This window comes from Reichenbachiella sp. MALMAid0571 (assembly GCF_040151475.1).
Taxonomy (GTDB): Bacteria; Bacteroidota; Bacteroidia; order Cytophagales; family Cyclobacteriaceae; genus CAXBNB01.
The window spans coordinates 1-24,044 of sequence record NZ_JBDKWG010000133.1; the positions used below are offsets into that span (position 1 = coordinate 1).

At 38.6% G+C, this 24,044-nt stretch carries 15 protein-coding genes; all 15 read right to left on the bottom strand.

Features of this window, described 5'->3' with window-relative positions; translation table 11 throughout:
• On the bottom strand, positions 1–213 hold a 213-nt coding region (locus tag AAOP42_RS12905), incomplete at its 3' end, for a hypothetical protein (RefSeq protein WP_349528940.1).
• Positions 214–218: 5 nt separating this feature from the next.
• Positions 219–1,541, bottom strand: coding sequence for a TolB family protein (locus AAOP42_RS12910; protein ID WP_349528941.1), 1,323 nt, complete (start codon positions 1,539–1,541; stop codon positions 219–221).
• 69 nt (positions 1,542–1,610) lie between these two features.
• Positions 1,611–3,779: an acetylxylan esterase gene (locus AAOP42_RS12915; RefSeq protein ID WP_349528942.1), complete on the bottom strand. Its 2,169-nt coding sequence runs from the start codon at positions 3,777–3,779 to the stop codon at positions 1,611–1,613.
• A 30-nt stretch (positions 3,780–3,809) separates the two neighbouring features.
• The gene (locus tag AAOP42_RS12920) at positions 3,810–6,050 is read right to left on the bottom strand and encodes a beta-N-acetylhexosaminidase (protein WP_349528943.1); all 2,241 of its coding nucleotides are present in this window, start codon (positions 6,048–6,050) and stop codon (positions 3,810–3,812) included.
• Between the two features lie 274 nt (positions 6,051–6,324).
• Positions 6,325–7,854: a SusD/RagB family nutrient-binding outer membrane lipoprotein gene (locus tag AAOP42_RS12925; RefSeq protein ID WP_349528944.1), complete on the bottom strand. Its 1,530-nt coding sequence runs from the start codon at positions 7,852–7,854 to the stop codon at positions 6,325–6,327.
• 35 nt (positions 7,855–7,889) lie between these two features.
• Positions 7,890–11,378, bottom strand: coding sequence for a SusC/RagA family TonB-linked outer membrane protein (locus AAOP42_RS12930; protein ID WP_349528945.1), 3,489 nt, complete (start codon positions 11,376–11,378; stop codon positions 7,890–7,892).
• A gap of 151 nt (positions 11,379–11,529) precedes the next feature.
• A complete protein-coding gene (locus AAOP42_RS12935) occupies positions 11,530–12,516 on the bottom strand; it encodes a FecR family protein (RefSeq protein WP_349528946.1) in 987 nt (328 codons plus the stop codon).
• 214 nt (positions 12,517–12,730) lie between these two features.
• Complete coding sequence (locus AAOP42_RS12940) at positions 12,731–13,315, bottom strand: RNA polymerase sigma-70 factor (RefSeq protein WP_349528947.1); 585 nt, start codon at positions 13,313–13,315, stop codon at positions 12,731–12,733.
• A 410-nt stretch (positions 13,316–13,725) separates the two neighbouring features.
• Positions 13,726–14,295, bottom strand: a complete 570-nt coding sequence (locus tag AAOP42_RS12945; RefSeq protein ID WP_349528948.1) for an RNA polymerase sigma-70 factor — start codon at positions 14,293–14,295, stop codon at positions 13,726–13,728.
• A 129-nt stretch (positions 14,296–14,424) separates the two neighbouring features.
• Entirely contained in the window at positions 14,425–15,600 is a 1,176-nt protein-coding gene (locus tag AAOP42_RS12950; protein WP_349528949.1) for an alpha/beta hydrolase family protein, read from the bottom strand.
• A gap of 62 nt (positions 15,601–15,662) precedes the next feature.
• On the bottom strand, positions 15,663–16,442 hold the full coding sequence (locus tag AAOP42_RS12955; protein WP_349528950.1) for a carbohydrate-binding family 9-like protein: 780 nt from the start codon (positions 16,440–16,442) through the stop codon (positions 15,663–15,665).
• Between the two features lie 130 nt (positions 16,443–16,572).
• Positions 16,573–18,264, bottom strand: coding sequence for a GMC oxidoreductase (locus tag AAOP42_RS12960; RefSeq protein ID WP_349528951.1), 1,692 nt, complete (start codon positions 18,262–18,264; stop codon positions 16,573–16,575).
• 7 nt (positions 18,265–18,271) lie between these two features.
• On the bottom strand, positions 18,272–18,847 hold the full coding sequence (locus AAOP42_RS12965; protein ID WP_349528952.1) for a gluconate 2-dehydrogenase subunit 3 family protein: 576 nt from the start codon (positions 18,845–18,847) through the stop codon (positions 18,272–18,274).
• A gap of 190 nt (positions 18,848–19,037) precedes the next feature.
• On the bottom strand, positions 19,038–21,212 hold the full coding sequence (locus AAOP42_RS12970; RefSeq protein WP_349528953.1) for an outer membrane protein assembly factor BamB family protein: 2,175 nt from the start codon (positions 21,210–21,212) through the stop codon (positions 19,038–19,040).
• Positions 21,213–21,592: 380 nt separating this feature from the next.
• Positions 21,593–24,043, bottom strand: a complete 2,451-nt coding sequence (locus tag AAOP42_RS12975) for a WD40/YVTN/BNR-like repeat-containing protein (RefSeq protein ID WP_349528954.1) — start codon at positions 24,041–24,043, stop codon at positions 21,593–21,595.
• Position 24,044: the final 1 nt, after the last annotated feature.

The window sequence follows — 24,044 nt, forward strand, 5'->3', positions numbered from 1 at the left end:
ATCTGCCATTGCCGGACAGCCATACCCCCAATCTGCTTCTCCCGGAAGATCCTGGGTTACATAGTGATGCTCAAACATATTTACACCAATGCGGCTTTGTCCAACTTCTCCAGATTGTTTTTGTTTGGAACAGGATAAACAACTAATTATCAAAGAAATTAAAACAACGTATTTATAGGTTATGTTCATTTTCATCAACTTATTTAATTCCATAAAGACTACTTAATTAAGGACGACAAATCAGCTATAAACAATTGACGGTGACCATCTGGTGCTGCCTGAAAGCAAATGCGTTTGAACGAACGATCCCACACAGGATGCCCATCGAGTCGCAATTCATCATGGTCTCCTTTTTTGTCATAAAGAGGTCTTGTTGGCATTTTACATATTGCTTCCTCCGTTTGATTAACAAGATTAATAAGCCGGATGCGCACAACAGGTTCAGGATCCAGATACTTAATATCCGTCACTATGTAATTTTCCGATGGTTCAATAGTAGGGTGTCCCCCTCCATCAATTGTTTCGCTCAAAATAGTTGGCTTACCACCATCAATTGGAACTTTACAAAGGCGATCGTTCTTACCATCAGGCCGTAAATTTCTTATTAAATGCTTTCCATCAGGATGCCAGTTGGGGTGACCTCCACCATGACCCCATACAGGCTCACTAAAAGTTCTTTTGATATCATTCCCATCCATATCAAAAGTGAACACATTGACATTTCGCCCACCAGACCCATCAGGAAATAAGCATCGTTGAACAAGCATAATCCTATCACTTTGAAGGTTGAATTTTGAATGCCAGAAATAATACGTGCCGTCATCTCTTGGAGCTGGTTCTGGAATATACTTTACAATATCCTTTAAGCTTACTAATAAAGATTTTTTACCTGTTCGAATATCTGTTTTCCAAATCCCTTCACCAACTGATGCACCTATCGGCAAAGTCGGACGATTGTTATAATCTTTTGCTACAAGGCCATACCCTCGCTGTGTAATATCATATAAGTGTAATGGAAATCCTATAATGGATTTTCCATCTGGTGAAACATGGTACATTGGCCCTTCCAGGGCTCGTACTTTTTTAGATTTCAAATTGATCTCCACACAAACCCCAATACCATCAATAACATCATTAGCATAGACCAAGTGGTCATTTGCACCCCATTGCGCCATTGTACCAGTCTGATGTGCCCAACATTTAGTTGTATATATGGTCTCGATCGTTTGATTTTCTAAATCGATTACACACACATCGGCGGTATCACCATATTTGGGAGGATGATCTTCGTAAGGCAACTTACTCACAACCAAATACCGGCCAGACAGACTGAATGGAAACACATCATAATAAGTATGTACATAGAACCCATCATCAGGAGTAACTTTTGTGATAGGCACTAGTGTCGATCCTTGCGTATATGGTGCAAATTTAAACGGGATTTTTTTTGATGTTTTCATAGAATACCCCCACACCCCTGGTGCGATAAGCGTAAAGACAATGCCCGCTGATGATTTTTTGATAAAGTTCCGTCTTTTCATTTTTTATATCTTTCTAGTGATTGATTTAATAACTTGTTCTAACAAATTGGTTTTGGAAACTATCACTTTCTATTTCAGCCAGGACAATACTTGATTTGAAACTTCGATACTGTCCAAGTCATATTTGATAAGAAAATTGTCATTAACTTTTTTCTTTTTATAAACCCTGTCAGGAAAACGCATATTCTCGGCAATTTTCGATTCTTCTGCCATTTCTCCATTGGCATTTAGAGGATTTATCAGGAATACTTTGCATGAAGACAGATAGGCAATCAGATCCGGTAAGTCATATGCTGTAATGGCTCCAGGTACTACAGAATGAACAAAAGAAGTTTTATAGTCCCGGGTCAGAGCTATATCCGAATAACTAAGGAATGGTTGTATGAGACATACCTTTTCAACCTCTGCTCCAAAAGTTGTTGCATGCAAGAGTTCACTACCTAATGCTCCTACGGAAATAGCAGTAGTTGAATGGTATGTAGCTAATTCAGCTTTCACAAAATGTGCTAGCCTAACAATATCTTCAGCTCTTAATGCTACAATTGATTTTCCGGTAAGGATACCGGTAAACCATTTATTATAAGAAACTCCCCGGATGTAAGTATCTCCTCTCAAATACCCGGGCCCCATTTCGCCAATATTGGGAAGGTCACTTAGTAATACAGTATATCCATCGGATACCAATTGTTTGGCTAAAACATCCTTATTTACAGCATAATCTTTTCCATTTTCATGTAACAGGAGAATTAACTCATCTTTTGTACCCTTGTCGGGAATAAAAAGTACCAAAGGAAGTTTATAATCTCCGCTACCATCGATTAGATATTTTTCCAATGTATATTTTTCATTTACCATTCGTCCGGAAAATATTGGCTTTCCAAATTCCTGAGGAAAAGAAAATCCTGATATCTCCATCGCTGATTTTTTAATTTTAGACAAATGCTGATCCATATTGGCTCTGGACTTTTCCAGTGCTTTCAGTTGACCTTCAGCCACTTTTTTGTTCAAAGAATACATGGTTTCTCCTTTCAAAGAAGTAGCCAACTGCCCTGTTTTAGTTACATACAACTCTTCTTCGGTAAATAGATCTACTTCATAGTCTTTGCTATCACCAGGGTTGTCAAGATATTTTTGAAAAAAGGCATACATGGCTTCCCTATTCTTCTTTGTGGAATTATGGCGATCATCATCTTCTGTTATTTGCAAATTATCCATTGCTCCAAACACTTTATAAGCTCTGCTTGCTTCCTGAAATGTTTCCCTTGTTCCTTCTATGCTGAAAAAATCCCGGGTGGTGGCCATGATCAGCGTTGGCTTTGGTGCCCTCACCTCTATTAAATCCGGGTGATCCAGGCCATTCTTAATCATCTTTACCAGATTTTGTTCAGAATCTTGTGGTGCTTCGCTTTTCAGCAGGTAATCGAAATTGGTTATCCAGCATTCAGGGGCAGCAGCAAAAATCCTGTCGTCAATGGCAGAAACTACAGCAGTCATATTTCCTCCCCCTGAAATTCCATTCATACCCAACCGTGCCGGGTCAACTTCTGGCCTGGACAAGAGAACGTCTATTGCTCGTATTCCATCCCATATAAAATGCTTAGCAGAAGAATACCCCGAAATATAGCACTGTGCTCCCGGGTAAGAATGTTCATGGTTTGGTGGAAATATAGATTTCCCCAGCTTTTCATCATAATATTGTAATCGTTCACCCTGGCCGATAGGATCATAAGCCAGCACTATAAATCCTTTTTTAACCAGATTAATAATTTTGTGCTGGTAAGCGTCCCTACGAAAACTTGCCGGACTATGGCCTATAGCATTTAAAATAGCAGGGGCTTTTCCAGACAAATTATTGGGAATAAATAGAGCGGACGGTACATAATACCCAGGCTGAGACTCAAAGATTAATTTTTCAACACGATAATCTTCTTTTTGAATTACTCCTGTAACCCTAATATTTAAAGGTGTTTTCTCAGGAAAAGTACCAATTATATCCAACAACTTACTCTTTACTGTTTGTTGTCTGTTTAACCAATCAGCTTTTGTTTTCACTTCTCCGATTTCCTGTTTTCGGAGTTCCAATTGTTCAAGGCCTAAGGAAGCAAGGGTCTTATACAGGGAATTCTCCACATCGGAATAATATTTCCAAAACTTGAAAAGGGAAACATCATCCTGGGCATGTGTCGTTTTAACACTGAAAAGCCAAACCAAGCAGATATAAATTATTCTGACATTCATATAGATTCTATTTTAAAAGAGAATAAACCTTTAGTCCTCCAATCTTTCGGCCTCTATGCCCCTTATAGAAACATTGTGGAGACTTGCATAATCCTGTATAATTTCATTCAACTTGTCTCTCCATTCGGACAGACCAATTCGTGAGAATGGAGCGAGCATGAAGTCCAACCCCTTTCTTCTGTCGGCAAAGTGATCTTTCAGGTCATCATAAACATGATAAAATTCTTTGCCTCCAACGCTTTCGTTCTTAGGAAGCCTACTCTTTTCCCAGATAATCATTAGGCCAGACCACATATCATCCTGTTCTTTTAGTATTTTTCCAGATAACTTACGGGTTTCAATCAATAAATCAATCGCTTTAGCATGATCATCTCCAGCTTTAGAAGCTTTTACCAGATTATCTTCCACTGCTGCCAGGTTAATCATAGTATTCATGGCATAGCGTTCTAAATACGCTATGGATAGAAAGACTTCCAGATTGTAGCTATTGTGGCGTACCCTGGAGATACTCCTCATTAATCTGGAAATAAGAAGGTCATTTTTTTTGAGTAATACCGAGGCTGTTTCTATATTCTGACTATACTTTTCACGAAAAGATGGTTCAATACTTAAATCATTTACAGCAGGTAATGACGGTGGGTTCAACATCAAATCCATATAGTCCCCTCCTATTCCTTTCCCAAATGAGCTTCCATACCCTTTTTTCCTTTCTTTTGTTGGTACTTTATCCCATATATTTTCATAAAACCTTGCCCCTTCTTCCAGTAGTTCATATACTTCTACCATTTCCGGGCTGTCAGCACCATAAAAAACATCCATAAAGTCAGCAATGTTTTGCTGTAATGATGGTGTTTTTTTTGTCCATCCATATTGAGTAACGGAAGCCCATCCGAGCCAAAACGTCTCATTATGCAAACCAGCGTCATCCCATGCTGCTGCAAATGTCCCTATCAGGTTAGCTCCATTTGCTTCTCTGTCCGATATATCATGATAAGCAGTACTTAACCGTCCCTCTGTGTACTTTCCTCTATAGGTAACCGGAAAATAGTTTGGGAAAAGAAACTCTGCTCCCTGAATAGAACTATATGACAATTGGTCAAGGCCTGTTTTAGTCTCATTTACTGTCCACTCCCTACTCTTGCTACTTCCCATTATAGCATCTATTACACCATTGGGTACTTTAGAAATGTCTTTTGGTAACAACGGGTACTCTACCCAGGCCAAGACCCTTCTGCCACGTTTGGCCATCCATTTATTTACCCTTACCAAAAAATCCACCCAGGCCTGGCTTCTATTCACTTCATTGTATTCTGGTTTGCATTTATCACATGTACCTGCATAGTACACTTCATCAGTAGAAGCAAAAAAATAATCAACCCCCGGAGTAGCATCAATCATGTCCTGATACATATCGAAAATCAACTCCATGGCTTCTTCATCACACATGCAGGCCTGGTAGTTGCTCTCATCATCGGCTTTCAAATGCTCAAATTCTTTGTGTTTTAAAACAAAGGCCATGTGTGCGGGTGCCTGGACATTTGGCACTAGTTGAATAAACCTGTCCAAAGCGTATTTGGTCAGTTCCTGCATCTCTGCTTTGGTAAAAGCATTCGGTGCGCCAATTATCGGGTGTCTCGGATATTCGTATTTGTCTTCAATTTCAAAAGCTATAGCATTTACTTTAAAATAAGCGGACCAATCTATATACCTCTTCAAGGTTTCCATCTTATCTCTATGATGCTTAGTATCCCAATGGATGAACCTCAACTCCAGATCAGGCCAGTCTGTAATGGTTCCCTCTGGTAATTGGAATCTGCCTCCGGCTGTGGGCTTCAAGAGTTGCAAGAAGCTTTGAACACCATAGAATAAACCAACCTCCTCATTACCTTCAATGAGCACATGATCGCTTTTTATAGTTATCCTATATGCTTGTTTGGAACATTCCTCGCCTGGCAACCCTGCGATAGCGTTCTTTACCACTTTTAACTCCAGCAGGCCAGTACCTTTTCCTGAAAAACTCAGATTATGTAATTCACCTGCCCTGGTGCTTAAACTGTTGAGTGCTTTTTGCGATGACGGGTCTTTGGATAATACTCTCCAGGAAGCATCAATAATTATACTTTTATTGCTTAAGTTAACTTTCTGTGGTGTCGGAAAAATTGTATATCCTTTGCTGCGTAAGTCAGTAATTATCCCCTGACCAAACGCTGTAGCATTGAGAAGAAACAAAAATAGAAATCCGTAAATATTGGATTTTAATAATAGATTCATAGAATGTTATTGTATTCAAAAAATGATTTTAGAATTTATCTTAGTTTAACATTAACGGTCCATACGATTATCCATAGATAGTCTTTTTAACTTTCCGTCAACAATAAATATTATATACCCATCTCTGGTTGGAAACTATCTTATAGAAATTCTTATTCCGTAATTTTGATGATATCCAAAGCCTGATTGTTGAGGCAATAAAATTTTCAACCGATCAGGTTAGGTTTACTTTCCCTGATCGGTTTTTTTATTGTTTCAGTTACTTAACCAAGGACTAATCAAGGATGTTTCCCGTATGTGAGTAGGGGACATTTGGATTAGCATCCCACCAAACTTTGGAGGTCAAATTATCACCCCCTATTCGACTGGAAACTGCTTGGTAATTAGCACTATTCAAATTAATTTCATCAGTTGGATAGTTTATCCTCCGTGGAATCTGTCCGTTAGTTTCACCCGTCATTGATCCAATAAGAATTCTGGGATAACCAGTCCTTCTCCATTCCGACCATGCTTCAGTAGAATTGGGGAAAAGGGCTACATTCTTTTGACTAATAATTTGTTCCAATTGCTCTTCTTCAGTACCCGATAGGGTAGCTACAGTAGTAGAAAGAAAATCAATTATATCTGGCTCACTAACACCATAGTACTCCATGCTTGCCCTAATACCTTTTTTATACCAAACATCAGCAGCTTCATTACCCAAATCCAATTTCAATTTTGCTTCGGCTAATGCAAAACATACTTCACTATAATACATGGCAGGCATATCCAATGTTGGCTGTGTAAACCAGGTTCCAATTTGAGAAACTTCATTAGGCTGATAGTGTTCTCGTTCCTCACTTCCATCTAATCCAAGTGGCCTACCCCTATAAACCAATAATCCGGGATCATTATTAAGTTCAGCTTCATTGGCTGACTCCAGAGTAGGTTGTGCTATTACAGATAATCGAGGATCACCGTTATTTTTTAAAATATCGATTAGCGTATTGGTCATAACCGGGCTAAGAACTCCACCTACCCTAATGATTTCATTATATATAGGATTTCGGTTGCTCTCAAAATCTTCACTCGTTGCAACAAAAGCGTTCCCGCTATTACTCTCTATCAAATCAGCACCAATTAATTCAGCTATTTGACTAGTAGCCAGAGATGCATCCGCATAAATGATTCTAAGAGCCAGCCTTAATCGAAGGGAATTGGCAAACCTCTTCCATTTGTCAACATCTCCACCATAAATCAAGTCGCTAGCTCCATAGCTAATGGCCGAAGCATCAAGTTCATCAGCAGCTTCTTCAAGCTCATTTAACAAGTCGTTATAAATGCTTTCCTGAGTATCATACTTAGGTTGAGTTTCTACTTCATCGATACTCTTCACCGCATCAGAATAAGGAATATCTCCGTATAAATCTGTGAGGTGTTGATAAATATAGACTCTCATGATTCGGGCAATTGAATGCTTATTGACCAACTCAGCATTACCAGTTGTCAACCTGATAATCTCAGAAATATTAACCAAACTTTTATACCCATTGGAAAATTCAGAAGGAAAAAAACCTCCATTGAATGGTAAATTTCCACCAGAAGAAGAATAACCGGCATAATTACCAAAGGCGTTAAGGGGATATGCGCCATAATCAATAATTGCTCTCTTTTGGACTTTAGTCAACAACAAACCAACCTCAAGTTGATCAGCTGAAAGCAATGATGGATTTGTATTTAGTTTTTCATAATCATCTGTACAAGCAGAAAAAACAGCTACTGTAATAGCCAGTACAGAGACGATTTTATATAAATTATATTTCATGATTTCTCTTTTTAAGTTTTTTTTACTACTTATGATTAAAAAGTTAGCTTAAGGTTAAAACCAATGCTTCTTGTAGAAGGTGCCGTATAAGATTCCGACCCTTGTGAACCGGAAGCAGTATTAAAGGCTGATTCAGGTGTAATCCCCAGTCCTTGCATGTGTTGATCAATGTAGTATAGGTTTCTTCCAACAGCAGAGATTTTTACACTGGAAAAAGGAGAATTACTTAACAAAGTCTTTGGGAGGGAATACTCTAAAGTAACTTGTCTGAGCGATATGTAACTAGCATCCAGTACAAATTCTTCTATAATATCTTGCCTGGTATATTGACCAGTCAAAAAATGTCTTGGCAACTCAATATCACTTTTTTCTCCTGCAGCCAGATGTAACACCTGATCTCCATTGCCATCTTCAATATAATAATCGTTCTCCATTACTCCATCGGATACGCCTACCCATAAACCATCTGAATTTTGGTAAATACCATCTGTAGTGAATTTACCCGTTCCTCTTGCGGCTTGTATATACTTGGTGCCTGAAAGAATTTCACCACCCATTTTAATATCAATAAGGGCACTTAGCGCAATCCCCTTATAAGAAATGGTATTGGTAATACCTCCTATCCAATCGGGTTGAATATTCCCCAAAACTTTGGTATTGTTTCCATCACGTTGATACCTTCCATTGGCATCTAACAACTTTTCCCCCTTCTCGTTTCGTTTATAGTAGAAACCTACGATATTCCCAAAATCTTCACCTGGCCTGGCTTCAATGGTACCCCAGCGATCTCGAGACATCTCATGGGTTTCAACTCCATTTGCCAAAGACACAACCTTTGATTTATTTTTTGCGAAATTGAATGCCAAATCCCATTTAAAGCTATTTTCCATCTTAATTGGAGTCACATCCAGCAGAAGCTCAAAACCTTCATTTGTAATTTCTCCGGCATTGATTACCATGTTAGCATACCCTGTAGCGGAAGAGATATTTACAGGTAATATTTGATTCTTTGCAGATGCCTTATAATAAGTAAGATCAATGCCTGCTCTGTTGCCAAACAAACGAATATTTGCTCCAAACTCAACAGACTTAGTCAGTTCATTCTTTAAATTAGGATTAGGAATTCTGTTTTGAATTTCCACCTGTCCTTGTCCATTTATTGTTTCAGTAGAACTAACATATCCAATAGATGTCAGATAAGGATCGGAACCATTTCCTACTTCTGCATACCCTGCACGCAGCTTACCAAATGTTAAAATTTTTGAATTTATCTCAAGGGCATCTGTAAATACAAAACTCGTCGATACTGACGGATAGAAAAATGAATAATTATTCATTCCCAATACTGATGACCAATCATTTCGTCCCGTTACATCCAAAAACAAAAAGTTTTTATAGGCTATTTGCCCGGTACCAAACAATGAACTCATCTCCCTTTGCACTTTCTCATATCTGGGTGTCACCTCGTTGGCATTGGATATATGATATAGCCCTGCTGATCTCAGGCCTTTTCCACTAGATCCGGTAACTTCCCTGCTCGCTGATAAATGACTCGCACCAAGCGTTACTGACAATGCAAAATCGCTTGATAAGTCCTTTTGACCCATTAACAATATGTCACTATTATTTTCCTCTACCTGCCAGGTATAGTTACTTACTTGTCCACTACTTGCACTTCTTGAACCTATGGCACTACGAGTAAACCGTTGATCGGTATAAAAATCTGTTCCTGACCGAGCTTGCACACTTAACCAGTCGTTCAAGTCATACTTTAATGTAACAAAACCAATAATCCGCTCTCTTTCATCTTCATTGACAACCTCATTAATAGTCCAATACGGATTTTCTATTCTGGTAGTATAATTAATCGGATTTCCATTTTCATCTTTATAATTTTTCAAATCATCCAGGTCGATGTGTCTGGCAAGCTGGATTATTGCGCCCATCATGTTGGATGAACTTGCCCCGCCCTGAGGTCGATTGTGCCCTTGATGCTTAATATAATTTACCTTAGAGTCAATCGATAGTTTATCGGTTATTTTTGCATTTCCTCTTAAGCTAATGGTTTGTCTGTCGAAAGTACTGCCTGGTATAAGCCCTTTATTTTTCATGTCGGAAATAGAAAATCTTATGTTTGCATTTTCATTACCACCGGTTAATGCCAGAGTATTGGTGGCCGTAATTCCTGTGTTGAAAAAGCTTTCAATATTATCTACAGGCTGAGGGGTCATAGTCATGGTTTTGGTTGGATCCGTCCAATCAGCGACTACCTGGCCTTCCAGGGCAGGCCCCCAACTTGCCCAAAATCTGCCATCAATTATACCATAATCTACTCCATCAATAGTTGATGTGCCATCAAAAGGAAGGTCAGGATCATAACCCATGGCAAATTTATTTTGAAAGGTCGGAAGGGTAGCCAACTTATCAACCGTCACATTTGAATTTATAGTGATTCCCAATCCTTTTTTGGATTTACCAGACTTTGTAGTAATCAAAATCACCCCATTAGCCGCCCTGGATCCGTAAAGCGCAGCTGCATTTGGCCCCTTTAACACCGTTAACGTTTCTACATCATCAGGATTGATTCCAGAAATTCCATCTCCATAATCGACACCTCCAGAAGCATAATCGGCACGATCAGTATTTTGATTGTCTATAGGAACACCATCTACAACGTATAAGGGTGCATCATTTCCTGAAATAGAACTATTTCCACGGATAACAACTCTGGAAGATCCACCTGCCCCATTTGGAATGTTGGTTACCTGCACTCCGGCCACTTTACCTGCTAATGAATTAACAATATTGGCTTCTCTTGCTTCAGTAAACTCTTCTCCTTTCAATTCTTGTGCAGCATATCCCAGTGCCTTTTTTTCCCTCTTCAAACCAAAAGCGGTAACTACAACTTCTTCCAACTGGCTTGCATCCAATTCCATTTGAATATCAATAACAGTCTGATTTCCTAAAGCTATTTCCTGGGTAATATATCCTACATACGAAATGGTCAATACTGCTCCTTCCGGCACATTTAATTTGTAATTTCCATCCAAATCGGAAGTAGTACCATTTGCTGTACCCTTTATAATTACTGATGCACCTGGAAGGCCTACACCGCTCTCATCTGTTATTTTACCAGAAACATCAACATCGGCACGCAACAACTCAACCTTCAGTTGTGGCTCATCATATTTGGATTTCTTAGAAACGTGAATATTGTTATTTATCTGGCGGAATTTCAGATTTGTTCTCTTAGAAACTTCCATTAACACATCAGAAACACGAGCATTAGAAAAATCTCCTGAAATACGCACTTTCTTATCCAGGTCTTCTGTTCTATATGTAAACTCATAACTGGTTTTTTGCTCTATATATCTCAGTAACTTGATCAAGGAGGCATTATCTACCTGCATCTGTATAAGAGCTTCTCTTACACTCACTGCTTCCTGGGCATTTGAACCGTTTGCAAAAATTGCACTCAGAATGAGGCAATTAATAATCATGGCATGCAGGGCTCTTACTGACATTTTGTATAAAATTTGTCGTAGAAATTTAAATTTCATAATTTTGAATTATTAAGTTAAAGAAAATGTTTAATGATTTTCGGCCTGTAGATGCTACAACATCTATAGGCTTTTTCATGATGACCGTTCTTATTTTCACATAGGCATATTAAGTTTATTGGTTATCGAAATTTATTTCAACATCATTTCCATCGATAGAATAATTGAAATGATGAACAAAGGAAATTCCTTTTAATACTTCAGACAGTGCTTTTTCTTTATAAGAACCTGTATAATGAAATTGCGTGACAGGTTCATTCTGCAATAAAATTCGTACTCCGTACCAATCCTCAAGTTTCGAGACTATATCAGTCAAAGTAGCTGTATTAAATGATAATATTCCATCTTTCCATGAAATATGATCCAAATAAGCAAATTTATGAGTGTTAATACGATCACTATTATCGGTGATTGCAATATTACCAGGATCTAAAATCACGGAATTGTTTGCGGAATTCTCAACACTTACTTTTCCTGTAACCAATGCTACATCTACTCTACTCTCGTTTCTTGCATTTACATTAAAACTTGTACCCAAAGCAGTTGTGGTAACACCAAAAGACAATACTTTAAATGGTAATTTTGAATTTTTCACTACCTCAAAAAATGCTTCACCTTCGAGATCGACAATTCGTGCTTTTGAATCAAAAGGCAACTTATAGGATATTTTACTCAAAGAATTCAATGTAACTTTTGAACCATCAGGTAAATAAGTAGTCAACTTTTGCCCCTTTTCTGTAGATTTTGTGATAGTACTACTATTGACAACAGTCAACTTTTCTTCTTCTCTTTGAAAATTTGATATATAATAGATTGAAAATCCTGAAAGAAGTATTATTGCTGCTGTTGCAGCTATTTTAGCCCATGGCCATATTTTTTTTTCATTCACATATCTATTTTCAGGTTCTAACTTTGCCAGCACTTTCTGAAAATGTCGCTCTCTATCAAATGCAGGATCCTTTTCTGTATTGCGAATCTCTTCAGCCAATATCTTATCGAATTGCTTTTCGCTTTCATCTCCGAAAAACCATTCTACAACTGTTTTGATTTCTTTAGTCGTTCCGTATTTACTGAAAAACTTATTGATTAATGATTGATTCATTGATTTGTTTTTGTTGCGTATATATATAATATCCTGATTTCGGGTTTACTACTCAAAAAAAAATGATTTTTTTTAGCTAATGGTATCACCACAAGCTTTTGTGCAAAATTTAGAATAAACCCAACTATAGGAAGTCAATATTTCAACTTCTAACAGTGTACTTATTTTTAGTCACGGTTTACTCAGAGTCCAGAATAGTACCTGTTTATCAGGCTTAATAGCAACATGGATAAATCATTAAAAGAGGAGCAAAAACATCCAGATGTAATTTGTCTTTTATGAATAAATTGGTTTGATAAATGTGATTTTCAACTGTGCGAATTGATAAATTCATTTTTTTCGCTATTTCTACATGGGAGAGCCCTTCAATTCTGCTCATAATATACACCTTCTGCTTTTTTGCAGGCAATTTGGAAATTAAAAACTCTATTATTTGAGCCGTTTCGTTACCAATGAATTCCTCTTCAGCATTGGTTACTGTAGCAATTCTTGTATCGCGTAAATAGTTTTCTATAGTAAAGTACATGATTTTGCTCCTCCCCCTTTTTAAAGCAGAATTTCGTGCAATCGTATACATATATGCACTCAATGATAAATCTGACCGCAATTCCGTTCTATGTTCCCAAATGCTAACCATTACATCCTGTACGACTTCTTCAGCGTCTTCATGATCGAGAAATAATTTTCTGCAGGCACGGTATAGAGCGGTGGAATATTTAGTGTGCAATGAACGTAAAGCTTCCACTTTACCTTCATTGAGGCCGATTACCAAATCCTTTATTTCATTCTTTTTTGCCACTAAATATTTTGAAAATATTTCCTAAGGTTAGAAAAATAATTGTATCCACCAAATTTCAAGAATGACCTGCTTACATTCCACGTTATTATCATTATATCAAGCCTTAAATTTAAGACAGGTAAAACGACAGGTTTTCAACTGACTTCTAAAAGACAATGTGCTTTGAGAAGCCTTTCAGGATTCTTAAAGCTTACTGTTTTAACAGCTTTACCAATCTTTAAAAGCTTTCGTACTTTATAGACAGGCTCTAATTAGTTGTCTTTAGCTTCTTAGCTTCTTATCTTTTTATTTTTTAGAATTTGAATTAGAAAATTTTACCATTTTTATGTGTAAGATACATCTCGCTTTCACATTCAATTTTATCCAGCCCAACCACCATCTGCAAAGGGGGGATGAAACCAATAAAAAAATCAACTCACAATTGTCATTTTATTATTACCTAATGACCGATAATCGTCGATAGCAGTGCGGATTCTCTTCAATGCTTTAGACATTTGATTTTCGACCGTTTTGGTTGAAATATCCATGAGTTCTGCCACTTCTGCGTAGGTCATGTATTCTTCCTTCACCATCTGAAAGACCATTCTGCATTTTTCAGGTAATTCGTAAACAGCTATTTTTATCACTCCTTTCAATTCTTCATCCAGTAATTTGGTCTCTCCATCTTCGAATATCATTTCCTCTTCAGGAGGAAAGTTTTCCAATCCTACAAGTTGCATCTTGCTATGGTCTCTTAAAAAATTGAATGCTGAATTCTTTGTTGCAATGAAAAAATAATTTTTACTTCCTGAACCAGGTTTGAATTTTCTGCGATTATTCCAAAATTTAACCAGTACATCACACGCTATCTCTTCAGCCGCCTCTGTATTCTTTATCAGGTACTTCGCATAATTAATGAGCTTAGGTGCCAATTCATAGAAAAGCTTCTTGAATGCCTGTTGGTCATCATTATGCACAATATCTTCAATTAGCTTTTCCACAGAACTCTAATTTTCTCATTCAAAACAGATATTATAGTGGGTAAAACATCTATCAGCACCTCAAACTCTAAAATCTCAAGAACAAACAACGCTCTCAAGTATTTCCAATACGATGCACTGGTCAAAATATCAATCCTTCCAAATCAAATCATTGGATCGGATAGCTCCAGATGGTAAAGGATTTTCATCGTTAAAAACCTTCATTTGGCCATGTGTTTCCAAAACAACGAAACTTTCATCTATCTCCCCTTTCTTGTTTTTTACCTTCTTTATATCCAGTTTTAAATATTTCGCCATAAAAGGATACATACCCATCCTTTTGGAATAACCGTAATCATGGTTTTCATTGGGGAGATGCCAGTTTTCTACCGATCCTTTTTTATTGTAAAAACCATATATTTTCTGAATGTATGGAAATTCCACCTCAGGATTGTTTTTAGTCCAATCCCCTCCATCTGAAATCAACAACATAGGCCTGGGAGCAGCCAAAGCCGCAATCTCTACATTGCTAGTTTCATGATTTTCACTCTTATGTATCGGCATTCCACTTTCCCCAACACATCCTCCAAAGAAATGGGCAGAAACCATAACCGCAGGTACAGACACAGCTATTCTATCATCAACAGCTGTCAATAGAAAAGTCTGAGTTCCTCCTCCTGATGCACCGGTAACTCCTATTCGATCTTTATCTACTTCCGGCAATGAAGCAATAAAATCCAATACTCTTATACTGTTCCAAAGTTGTGTTTTCAATGTTTTAGGATATCTATGTACAAAGCCAAATTCACCCATTTCCCCATAACCTAACATATCATAAGAAATCACGACAGCACCCATTTTAGCCAGTGTGGCACACCTTTTCTGCATGTCTTCACGATACCTGCCATAGTCTTCCTGCTTTTCCCAATGTCCATGTGGACACAATATAGCCGGCAGCTTACCTTTGGCATCCGTTGGTTTGTAGATACTACCCGTAACATAAAACCCCGGCAAACTTTCAATGGCGACATTTTCTATCGAATAACCACCATATTCCCTTTTGTTACGATAAACAGGATTCAAATCAGTTTTAGCAGGCATAACCGACAGGTCTGCTCCTTTTAAAATTCCTTCCCGAATGACCTTCGCCTTTACCTGCCATTCTTCCAGGTTTTTATATGATTCAGCAAACCGTTTCAACTGTAAAATTGCTTCTGACTCAGTTTGGTAATTTCCCATGCAAAGCATAGGATTATCGTTGGATTGAGCCAAACAAGAAAGTGCTCCTGATAGGACTATAATAAGCAACAAGTAAACAACTTTCATAGGTGTTAATTTTAAGTTTTAGACATTATACAAAACAACTCTTTTGCTTTTGATCAATATTTTTATTCAAATATCACTTCTCCAAAATACTTGGGTTGATGATAGTCTGGATTTTCAGTACCAATTGGATTCCAGGTCACAAAATGTGGCTTAACTGTATCATCCGCACATTTGTAAAAATTAGCTCTGGCTTTTAATCCCTTCAGTTCCAAGTTTTTATCCTTTACAAAACATTCAGGAGGAATTACCAACATCAATTCCCATTGCTGACCTCCTGTTTTTTCCTCAAAAGGCTGGCTACCCAATGATGCTTTAGTCTCAATTAATTCTAATATTTGAGGGTCAATTGGCTGTCTGTCTTTTCTTGAATGACCAACAGCAACATGTGGTGTACCGATGCAGTTGAACTCGAAATTGTAATACGGCCCTTCTGGCTCTGTTGTAATAAAAAATTCAACACAACTATCCTTATGCACACTGCCATTTATTTTAGATACTTTGGCTAATACGCTTTCTTCTTTCACGAAATATTTCAACAAAATCTTACCTTGACAGTGAGCTATTTTAAATTTCACTTCCGGCTTGTAAGAATACTCAGGCCAATTAATTGTTTCTATAAATTGAAATTTAGTATTGTGTTCAAGTAACTGTTCTGCCAGTGAAATATCCAAAGCACCATCGTGTTCTAATTCCTTTATCGTCATTTTCTTAATGTTCTTTTGAGCAACATTCTCTTTGAAACTAATTTCCTTCATAGAAAAGCCTGAAAAAATACCAATAGAAAAAAATGACAAGGTACTTTTCAATGTATTTTTAATAAAATTTCTACGAAGGTTATCCATATCTACTGAAGGTTTTGCACTAATTTACATGGAATCCATGAGATAATTACACAAAAAATGGTACGTAATCACAGCAGGTGCAATAATTAATACGGTTTCCAAATTATACTCTACATAAGCATCTTTATTTTTATATTATACCCTTTTTCATTTGCTTGACAGCATAGTCACAAGCTCTTGCTGTCAATGCCATATAGGTCAACGACGGACTCATATGGCCGGACGAAGTCATGCACGAACCATCTGTAACAAAAAGGTTGGATATATCGTGACACTGATTGTATCCATTCAAAACAGAGGTCTTGGGATCACGTCCCATTCTGGCTGTTCCCATTTCGTGCACTGAGTCTCCCAATACACCAGCACCTACCTTTACCTTGATCTCCTTAAGGCCTGCCACTTCCATCAGTTCCCGAACCTGATCCTCCATATCTTCCCTCATTTTTCTTTCATTGTCTCCATATTGAGCACTTATTTTTAACAACGGAATCCCCCAGGTATCTTTATTATTCTTATCCAATTCTACTTTATTGTCAAAATATGGCAGACACTCACCATAAGACTGTAGGTGCATTTTCCATGGACCAAGAGTGGTCATTGACTTTTTAAAGTCCGCTCCAATTCCTATTTTAGAAGCATCCATTCCAGATCTGGAAGCAGAACCCCATATTCCATAGCCTCTGAGGAAATTCATCTCCTGACCATTGACATTTCTAAACCGAGGGATTGCTATTGATGCTGGTCTAAACCCTCTGTACATTTTATCCAGATATCCTTCTAAAGTTCCATAAGAATCTATGCTTTTGTGATGATCCATAAGATAATGCCCCAAAACTCCGCTTGAATTAGCCAAACCATCAGAAAACCTAGGGGTCTTGGAATTCAACAACAAACCTGTGGATGACAATGTAGAGGCACAAAGGAAAATTACCCTTGCAAAATACTCTGTGGTTTCATGCGTATTAGCGTCAATCACTCTGACACCAATTGCTTTATCCTGCTGTTCATCGTAAATGACAGATTCCACTATGGCGTGAGATTTCAAAGTGAGCCTACCAGTATCATAAGCAGCCGGAAGCGTGGAACTGTTGCTGCTAAAATAGGCACCATAGGGGCATCCCGTATGGCATAGATTCCTGCTTTGACACTGTGACCTACCTTTGAATTGCCCTTCTGTAGCCTTGGTAATATGCGCCGCACGGTTAGGTATTAGCTTACGGTCTGAATAGTGTGATTCTATCCTTTCCTTTATCACCTGTTCGGCATAGTTCAAATCAAAAGGAGGCAGGAAATGTCCATCTGGAAATTGAAATATATTCTCCTTTGAACCACAAACCCCAATAAACTTCTCAACATAAGTGTACCATGGGGCAAGATCTTTGTATCTAATCGGCCAGTCCACCCCCGCTCCATCTTTGAGATTGGCTTCAAACTCCAAATCACTAAACCGATAAGCTCCCCGCCCCCAAATCAATGACCGGCCTCCGGTCTGGTAGCCTCTAAACCATTTGAATGGTTTGTCTTCAGGGTGAGAATATGGATGTTCTTTATCATTAACAAAAAAATCCTTGCTGGCTGGACTAAAATTGTATTTGGTGCTTTGAATAGGATACTGCTCTTTCTCTTCCTTTGTGAGGTACTTACGGTATTTAAAATCCCAGGGAGCCTTAAAAGTATTTGGGTAATCTTTGACATGCCTGACATCCCGTCCCCGTTCCAGAACAAGCGTTTCCAGTCCTTTTTCTGTAAGCTCTTTAGCAGCCCATCCTCCTGTCATACCAGAACCTACTACGATCGCATCATAAGTATTGCTGTTTTTCATACTTACATCAAATATTATTTCCAATCATCATTCGATCCCCTTCTTTCCACTCTATAGTACCTTGATATTCGCCGGGAACCGGTACATAATTCAGATTTTGCCTGACTCCCTCTTCAGTAGAAAAATACACATCGACGGTTAGCAATTTGAAAGTATAGTAAAAAGGAACTCCTTCTTTATATTCCTTTCCCATCACTTCCATATCTGTTTTTTTCAGGTAATCTGCTCGCTTTTGCTCATCCAAACTGAGAAATGTTTTTCCGGTGACACGCTTACAATCCTTATCAAAATCCGTTAGTCCATCTAAGAATGTCTTTCTAACATCTTTTTCAAAAACGTCCTTCAACAATAAATCTATGAATTGACCTACCTGCGCCTGAGATGCTCCAAGAGTATCTGTTGGTGGGATGATTGTATCGGCTATGGCATTGACCAAATAATACTGTACATCGGTAAGAACAAGTCTTTTTTTAGTATTCGATGAATCACTTTTGCATGCCTGCAATGCACTAAATACACCTGGTGCCAAAACTACTGATTTCAATATCAGTGATGTCTTTTTTAATGCTTCTCTTCTTTTCATAGTACGATACACGTAACAATAATCACGAAAAAAACATTAATTAAAAAGTATTTGAAAATATTTATTCTTTCGTTAAGCTTTTAATTAACATATATACATGAATTACTTACACCAACTCAACTGATCACAGATCAATAAAGCAAATAGTGATATAAAGCCATATTTTTATGAATACTGCAAGCAAGCAATTCTAAGGCAGCCTGAAAGCAATGTAATAGTCGCCTGATTCTGTACCCTGCATCCCTCCTCCTCCTGCAGCGATCACCACATATTGTACGCCTTCGATTTCATAAGTGGCAGGAGTGGCGTAACCACCCACCGGAAGCTGATATTCCCACAATATTTTACCTGTGTCTTTGTCAATAGCCCTGAATTTAGCATCCCGACTGGCTCCAATAAATACGACTCCACCAGCTGTAACCACCCCACCTCCAAATAGCTGTGTCCCTGTTGGTGGTATTCCCTGTCTGGTTAATTCTTCATATTCTCCCAATGGAACTTTCCACTCAATTTCTCCTGTATTCAGATTCACTGCACAAAGATTGCCCCAAGGTGGTTTTATACCCGGATACCCCATATGATCACGCAATTGTTTGTATGCCTTGAGCTTATAGCGTTTGACGGTATCTTGCCTTACGCTCTGCTTTTTAGCCTTTTCTACAAGCGGTAAGAGTTCAAATGCCTGTTCGTTGCTCAGATCATAAAGATAGGCCAGAACCGCACGTCTTTTCTTTTCCTCCAAAGCCTGAAAAGAAGGCATCATTCCCCTCCCTGATTTCAACAGTGCCCTGGCATCATTGAGTGACACTCTGTCTTTCACATCAATCAAAGAAGGATATGAAATATTTCCCTTTCTATCTTCACCATGACACGCTGTACAAACTTGTTGATAGACTTGCTCCCCTTCAGCTTTCAAATCATAGAACTCTCCAACACTTTCTACTTTGGGAGAGTCCTCCACCAGTTGAACCATGTTAGGCATATCATTTACGCCAATGTACATTTTCCCGGATTCTGGATCAAATGCTGCTCCGCTCCATTCTCCGCCTCCACGAAAACCGGGCAATTGAATAACGCCTTCCTCTGAGGGAGGCAGGTAGATGTCTCCAAAAGTATAACCTCTTATTTGCTGCAAAATATTTTCTCGAGACTCTGGAGAAATATCCGTCACCAAACTTTCATCAAAATATTGCCTTACCAGCGCAGGTGGTTTCACTGGAAAAGGTTGTGTAGGCCAGGTGGACTCTCCTTCCATTCGGGATTGTGCTACTGACCGTTCTTCTACCTCGAAAAGCGGTTCCCCGGTTTCTCTATCCAATAAAAAAATAAATCCCTGTTTTGTAATTTGTGCCACAGCATCCGTAGGTTTTCCATTGTGCTGAATTGTGATCAGATTCGGAGGAGCAGGAATATCATAATCCCATAAGTCATGATGCGATACCTGAAAATGCCAAATATACTCACCGGTAGCAGCATTCAGTGCCACAAGGGAATTTCCAAACAATCCTTGTCCGTGACGATCCTTCCCATAAAAATCATAGGAGGGTGCACCAAGTGGGGCATAAAGGATTCCACGTTCCTTGTCAAGACTAAACCCAGCCCAGGCGTTGGCTCCTCCCCCTGTTTTATAATAATCTTTTGGCCAGGAATCGTATCCAAATTCTCCGGGATGAGGTATGGTATGAAAAATCCATTTCAATTCACCGTTCCTCACATCATAAGCCCTTATGTGACCCGGCAATGCTCCATAGCTTTCACTAACGGCTGACCCAAGAATTATCAAGTCATTGTAAAGGATACCCGGAGAGGTATTTTTGATGCTTGCAGTTTCCCTGTCAAATTCCCGATCCAAACCATCAAGTAAATCCACTGATCCATTGTTGCCAAAATCTATTATCGGTTCTCCAGTTGTTGCATTTATGGCTTTGAATTCATTCAGTACATTATAGAAAAGCCTTTTGTCTTCTCCATTTTCCCAATAAGCCAGTCCTCTGTTTCTCCCACCAATACCTTCTCCAGGAGAAAACGGGTCATATTCCCATATTTTATTTCCGGTAGCAGCATCAAGGCATAATACCTTCAAAGTTGGTGAAGTTGCATACAAAAACTTGTCGATAATAATCGGGTTACATTGAATGAAAGTACCTGATTTACTATCACCAGTACGATAAGTCCATGCCACTTCAAGACCTTTTACATTTTTCTTGTTGATTTGACTCAGTTTAGAATAGGCATTACTGCCTTTATCTCCTCTATACACTTTCCATGAAGTGTATTCATCGTCTGAAGTACTGTGCTGGCAGGAAAACAAGCAGAAGCCTATAAGCAATCCAAAAAGAGGAAAAATAATTCTTCTGTTGTTCATGCATTTAAAAGAATATGGAACAGATTCAAAAACCACTGTGGGTTTAATAGAAAAACAAATTAAAGGAACAAAAATTTAAAAAACACAATGTTTCGTAATAATTTATTATATATCCGAAGGTTTTAATAGGGTTATTATCTTATGTATAATTATATAATCGAAAAATATAGTGACATTTTAGTTAAAAGCAGGTGATTTCATCGTACCACTGGGCAAACGCATTTAAAAACAAAACTACCTTACCGCACTCGTTGCGGTATCTGTTAGAGTCACAGCTAACCCTAACAGACCCCAGAACAACTTGCCGGAAGTCAGGAGCCTGGGGACAGTAGAATTTTTAAATACGTTTGCTCTGATAGTACCGCCTATCATTGAATAGGTCAATTATAGCCCACTTCAGAAGTCACTATATCTTCCAGAGCATTTTCATCTCCTTTAGCAGGGCCATGCCATACTCCACCACCAAAAGTGATGACATATACCTTTTCAGAATCATAGGGATCAGGTTGTACTCTTTTTCCCCATTTGAAATTGTACCCCTTAATCCTCTGCCAATTTCTTCCCTGATCCTCTGATCTATAGGCGGATGAATTGAACCCTGCTGCATAAAGTACGCCATTTTCAGGATCCGAAGTAACATCATGGATATGTTGATCATGAGTGAGGGAGGGAATCCAGGATGCACCACTGTCTTCAGACAAATATATCCCCCCTCCCTGATCACCTGAGAACCCGGACTCACCAAATCTACCCCAGGCAGATAGTACCATACGATTTGAATCTACCAACAAACTCGAAGGTCCGTTTACATTATCAGGAAGACTCATCTTAGTCCAGGATTCCGCACCGTCAGTTGATCTGTACAATGCTCCATCACTGTCTGTACCAATACTTCCATCTTCACTTTTTCTAAAAACAATAAGATAAAGGTCTCCATTGTCATTTCGGGAAATGCGCCAGGCTGCTGGTTCTTTCCCTTCAATCCCTTTATTCTTTTGCTTCCAGCTTTGGCCTCCATCAGTAGATTTATAAACCCCTTTTCCAAATGCACACACATAAAGTGTCCTGCTTTCAGGGCTACTTTCCGGATCCATTAAAATAAAAGTAGTAGCCGCTTCTCCAATATCCTTGCTTGTTGCCTGCCATGTTGCACCTCCATTATCACTTACCAGCACTCCTCCCTTGTAGTTTTCCATCTTTGTATTCCTCCACATTTTTGGTCGTGGCAGGTCGTGATTCCCACTCATTACAGCCCAAACTTTTCCCTCTACTTCCAGGTCAAAAACCATCCAATAAGTACTGTTGACCCATGATCTTGGAACACCATTATTGTCTGTGGCACTTGTCCAACTTTTGCCTCCGTCATGGCTTTCCATAAGTCCGGTATCGGTATCAGCTAAAAAATAATGCAGTGAATCGAATGGATCAAAAGCAACCATATATCCTGTTGTTACCTGAAGCCCCCTTGATGTCCAACCTCCATTGCTATTTTTATTGGTATAAACCTGCTGCCAACTATTACCTCCGTCTGTCGTTTTTATGGTTCGTCCAAAATCAGTAGCATAACAGATGTTAGGTTCATTATCTGCTATTTTAATGTGAAAAGGATTTTCTCCCCAACCTGGCCCAAAACGTTCATCCAGCCATCCTGATGTTCTGTTTGAAGACACAATGCTTTTCCCTTTGGTGCTTTTGTCGTTCCAAACCAATTGCCAAGACTCACCTGAATCGACACTTTTTGCTACTCCGATACTCACAGTATCATCACTGACCTGGAAGTTGGCATAAGAAACATAGATGTTGTTTGGCTGGTAATAGCAAACAGCTATGCTCCGAAATTCCGGATCAGGTACTCCTTTCACTTTTTTAACTTTCAGCCCTTCTCCTATATTTATCCAATTTCTTCCACCATCAATTGTCTTATAAATTCCCGATTTTTCATCATCACCCGCTCCATTGAAATACGACCTGCCGGATAAGGCAAATATGATATGTCGGTTATTTTTTATATCGACACCATCTGCATATTGCGTAATTGTCCCGGCATTTTCCGGTGGGCTTACCTCACTCCAAATACCTGCCCTTCTTACCAGAATATTTTCTTTTCCTGTTAAATAGATAGTCCTGTTATCGCTATCGGAGAACGGGTCTATAAAGATATTGTCAAATTCGGTTTCAAATTTCTGATCCTCCTGCCAATTCAATCCATTGTCCTCTGACACCAACAATGAGGTAAACTTCTGCACTTTCTCACCTCTCTTTAAAGGCCAGGTTTTACTTTCATTGGATTCTGTAAATAAATACAACTTTTGAGGCTTATCAGGATCAAGTACCATTTTTTTAAGCACATTAATGATGCTGTCTTTGGTTACCACAACTTCGTTTGCATGGTCTCCCTGGGAGCTTATCCCCAATATATCTTCTGGTCGTGGATAAATGGCACGCCATGACGTTCCCTGATCCATACTTTTAAAAAGAATGTTATCAGTTCCGGCATAAACTACATCAGAATCTGTTGAGTCGAAAGTGTAAAACCTGACTACTCCCCTTAAGTTGAACATACGCCAGTGTTCTCCTCCATCATAGGTAACGAATGATCCCGTCATGTCGCAGCTCACAAAAGCATGATCGGGATTGGCTGGGTTGATTGCAGGATTGAACATGGCACCACCACCGCCAGGCCCAACAAAACTCCAATTGTCATTTCTTTTATTGGGATTGGACTGAGTCAATATATTGGTTTCTGTTTTGTTCTCCTGTGTTTTGAAAATACAAGAAGACATCCCTCCTAATAAAGCAACCAGAGTTAATAATTTAGCAAGAAAGTTCATT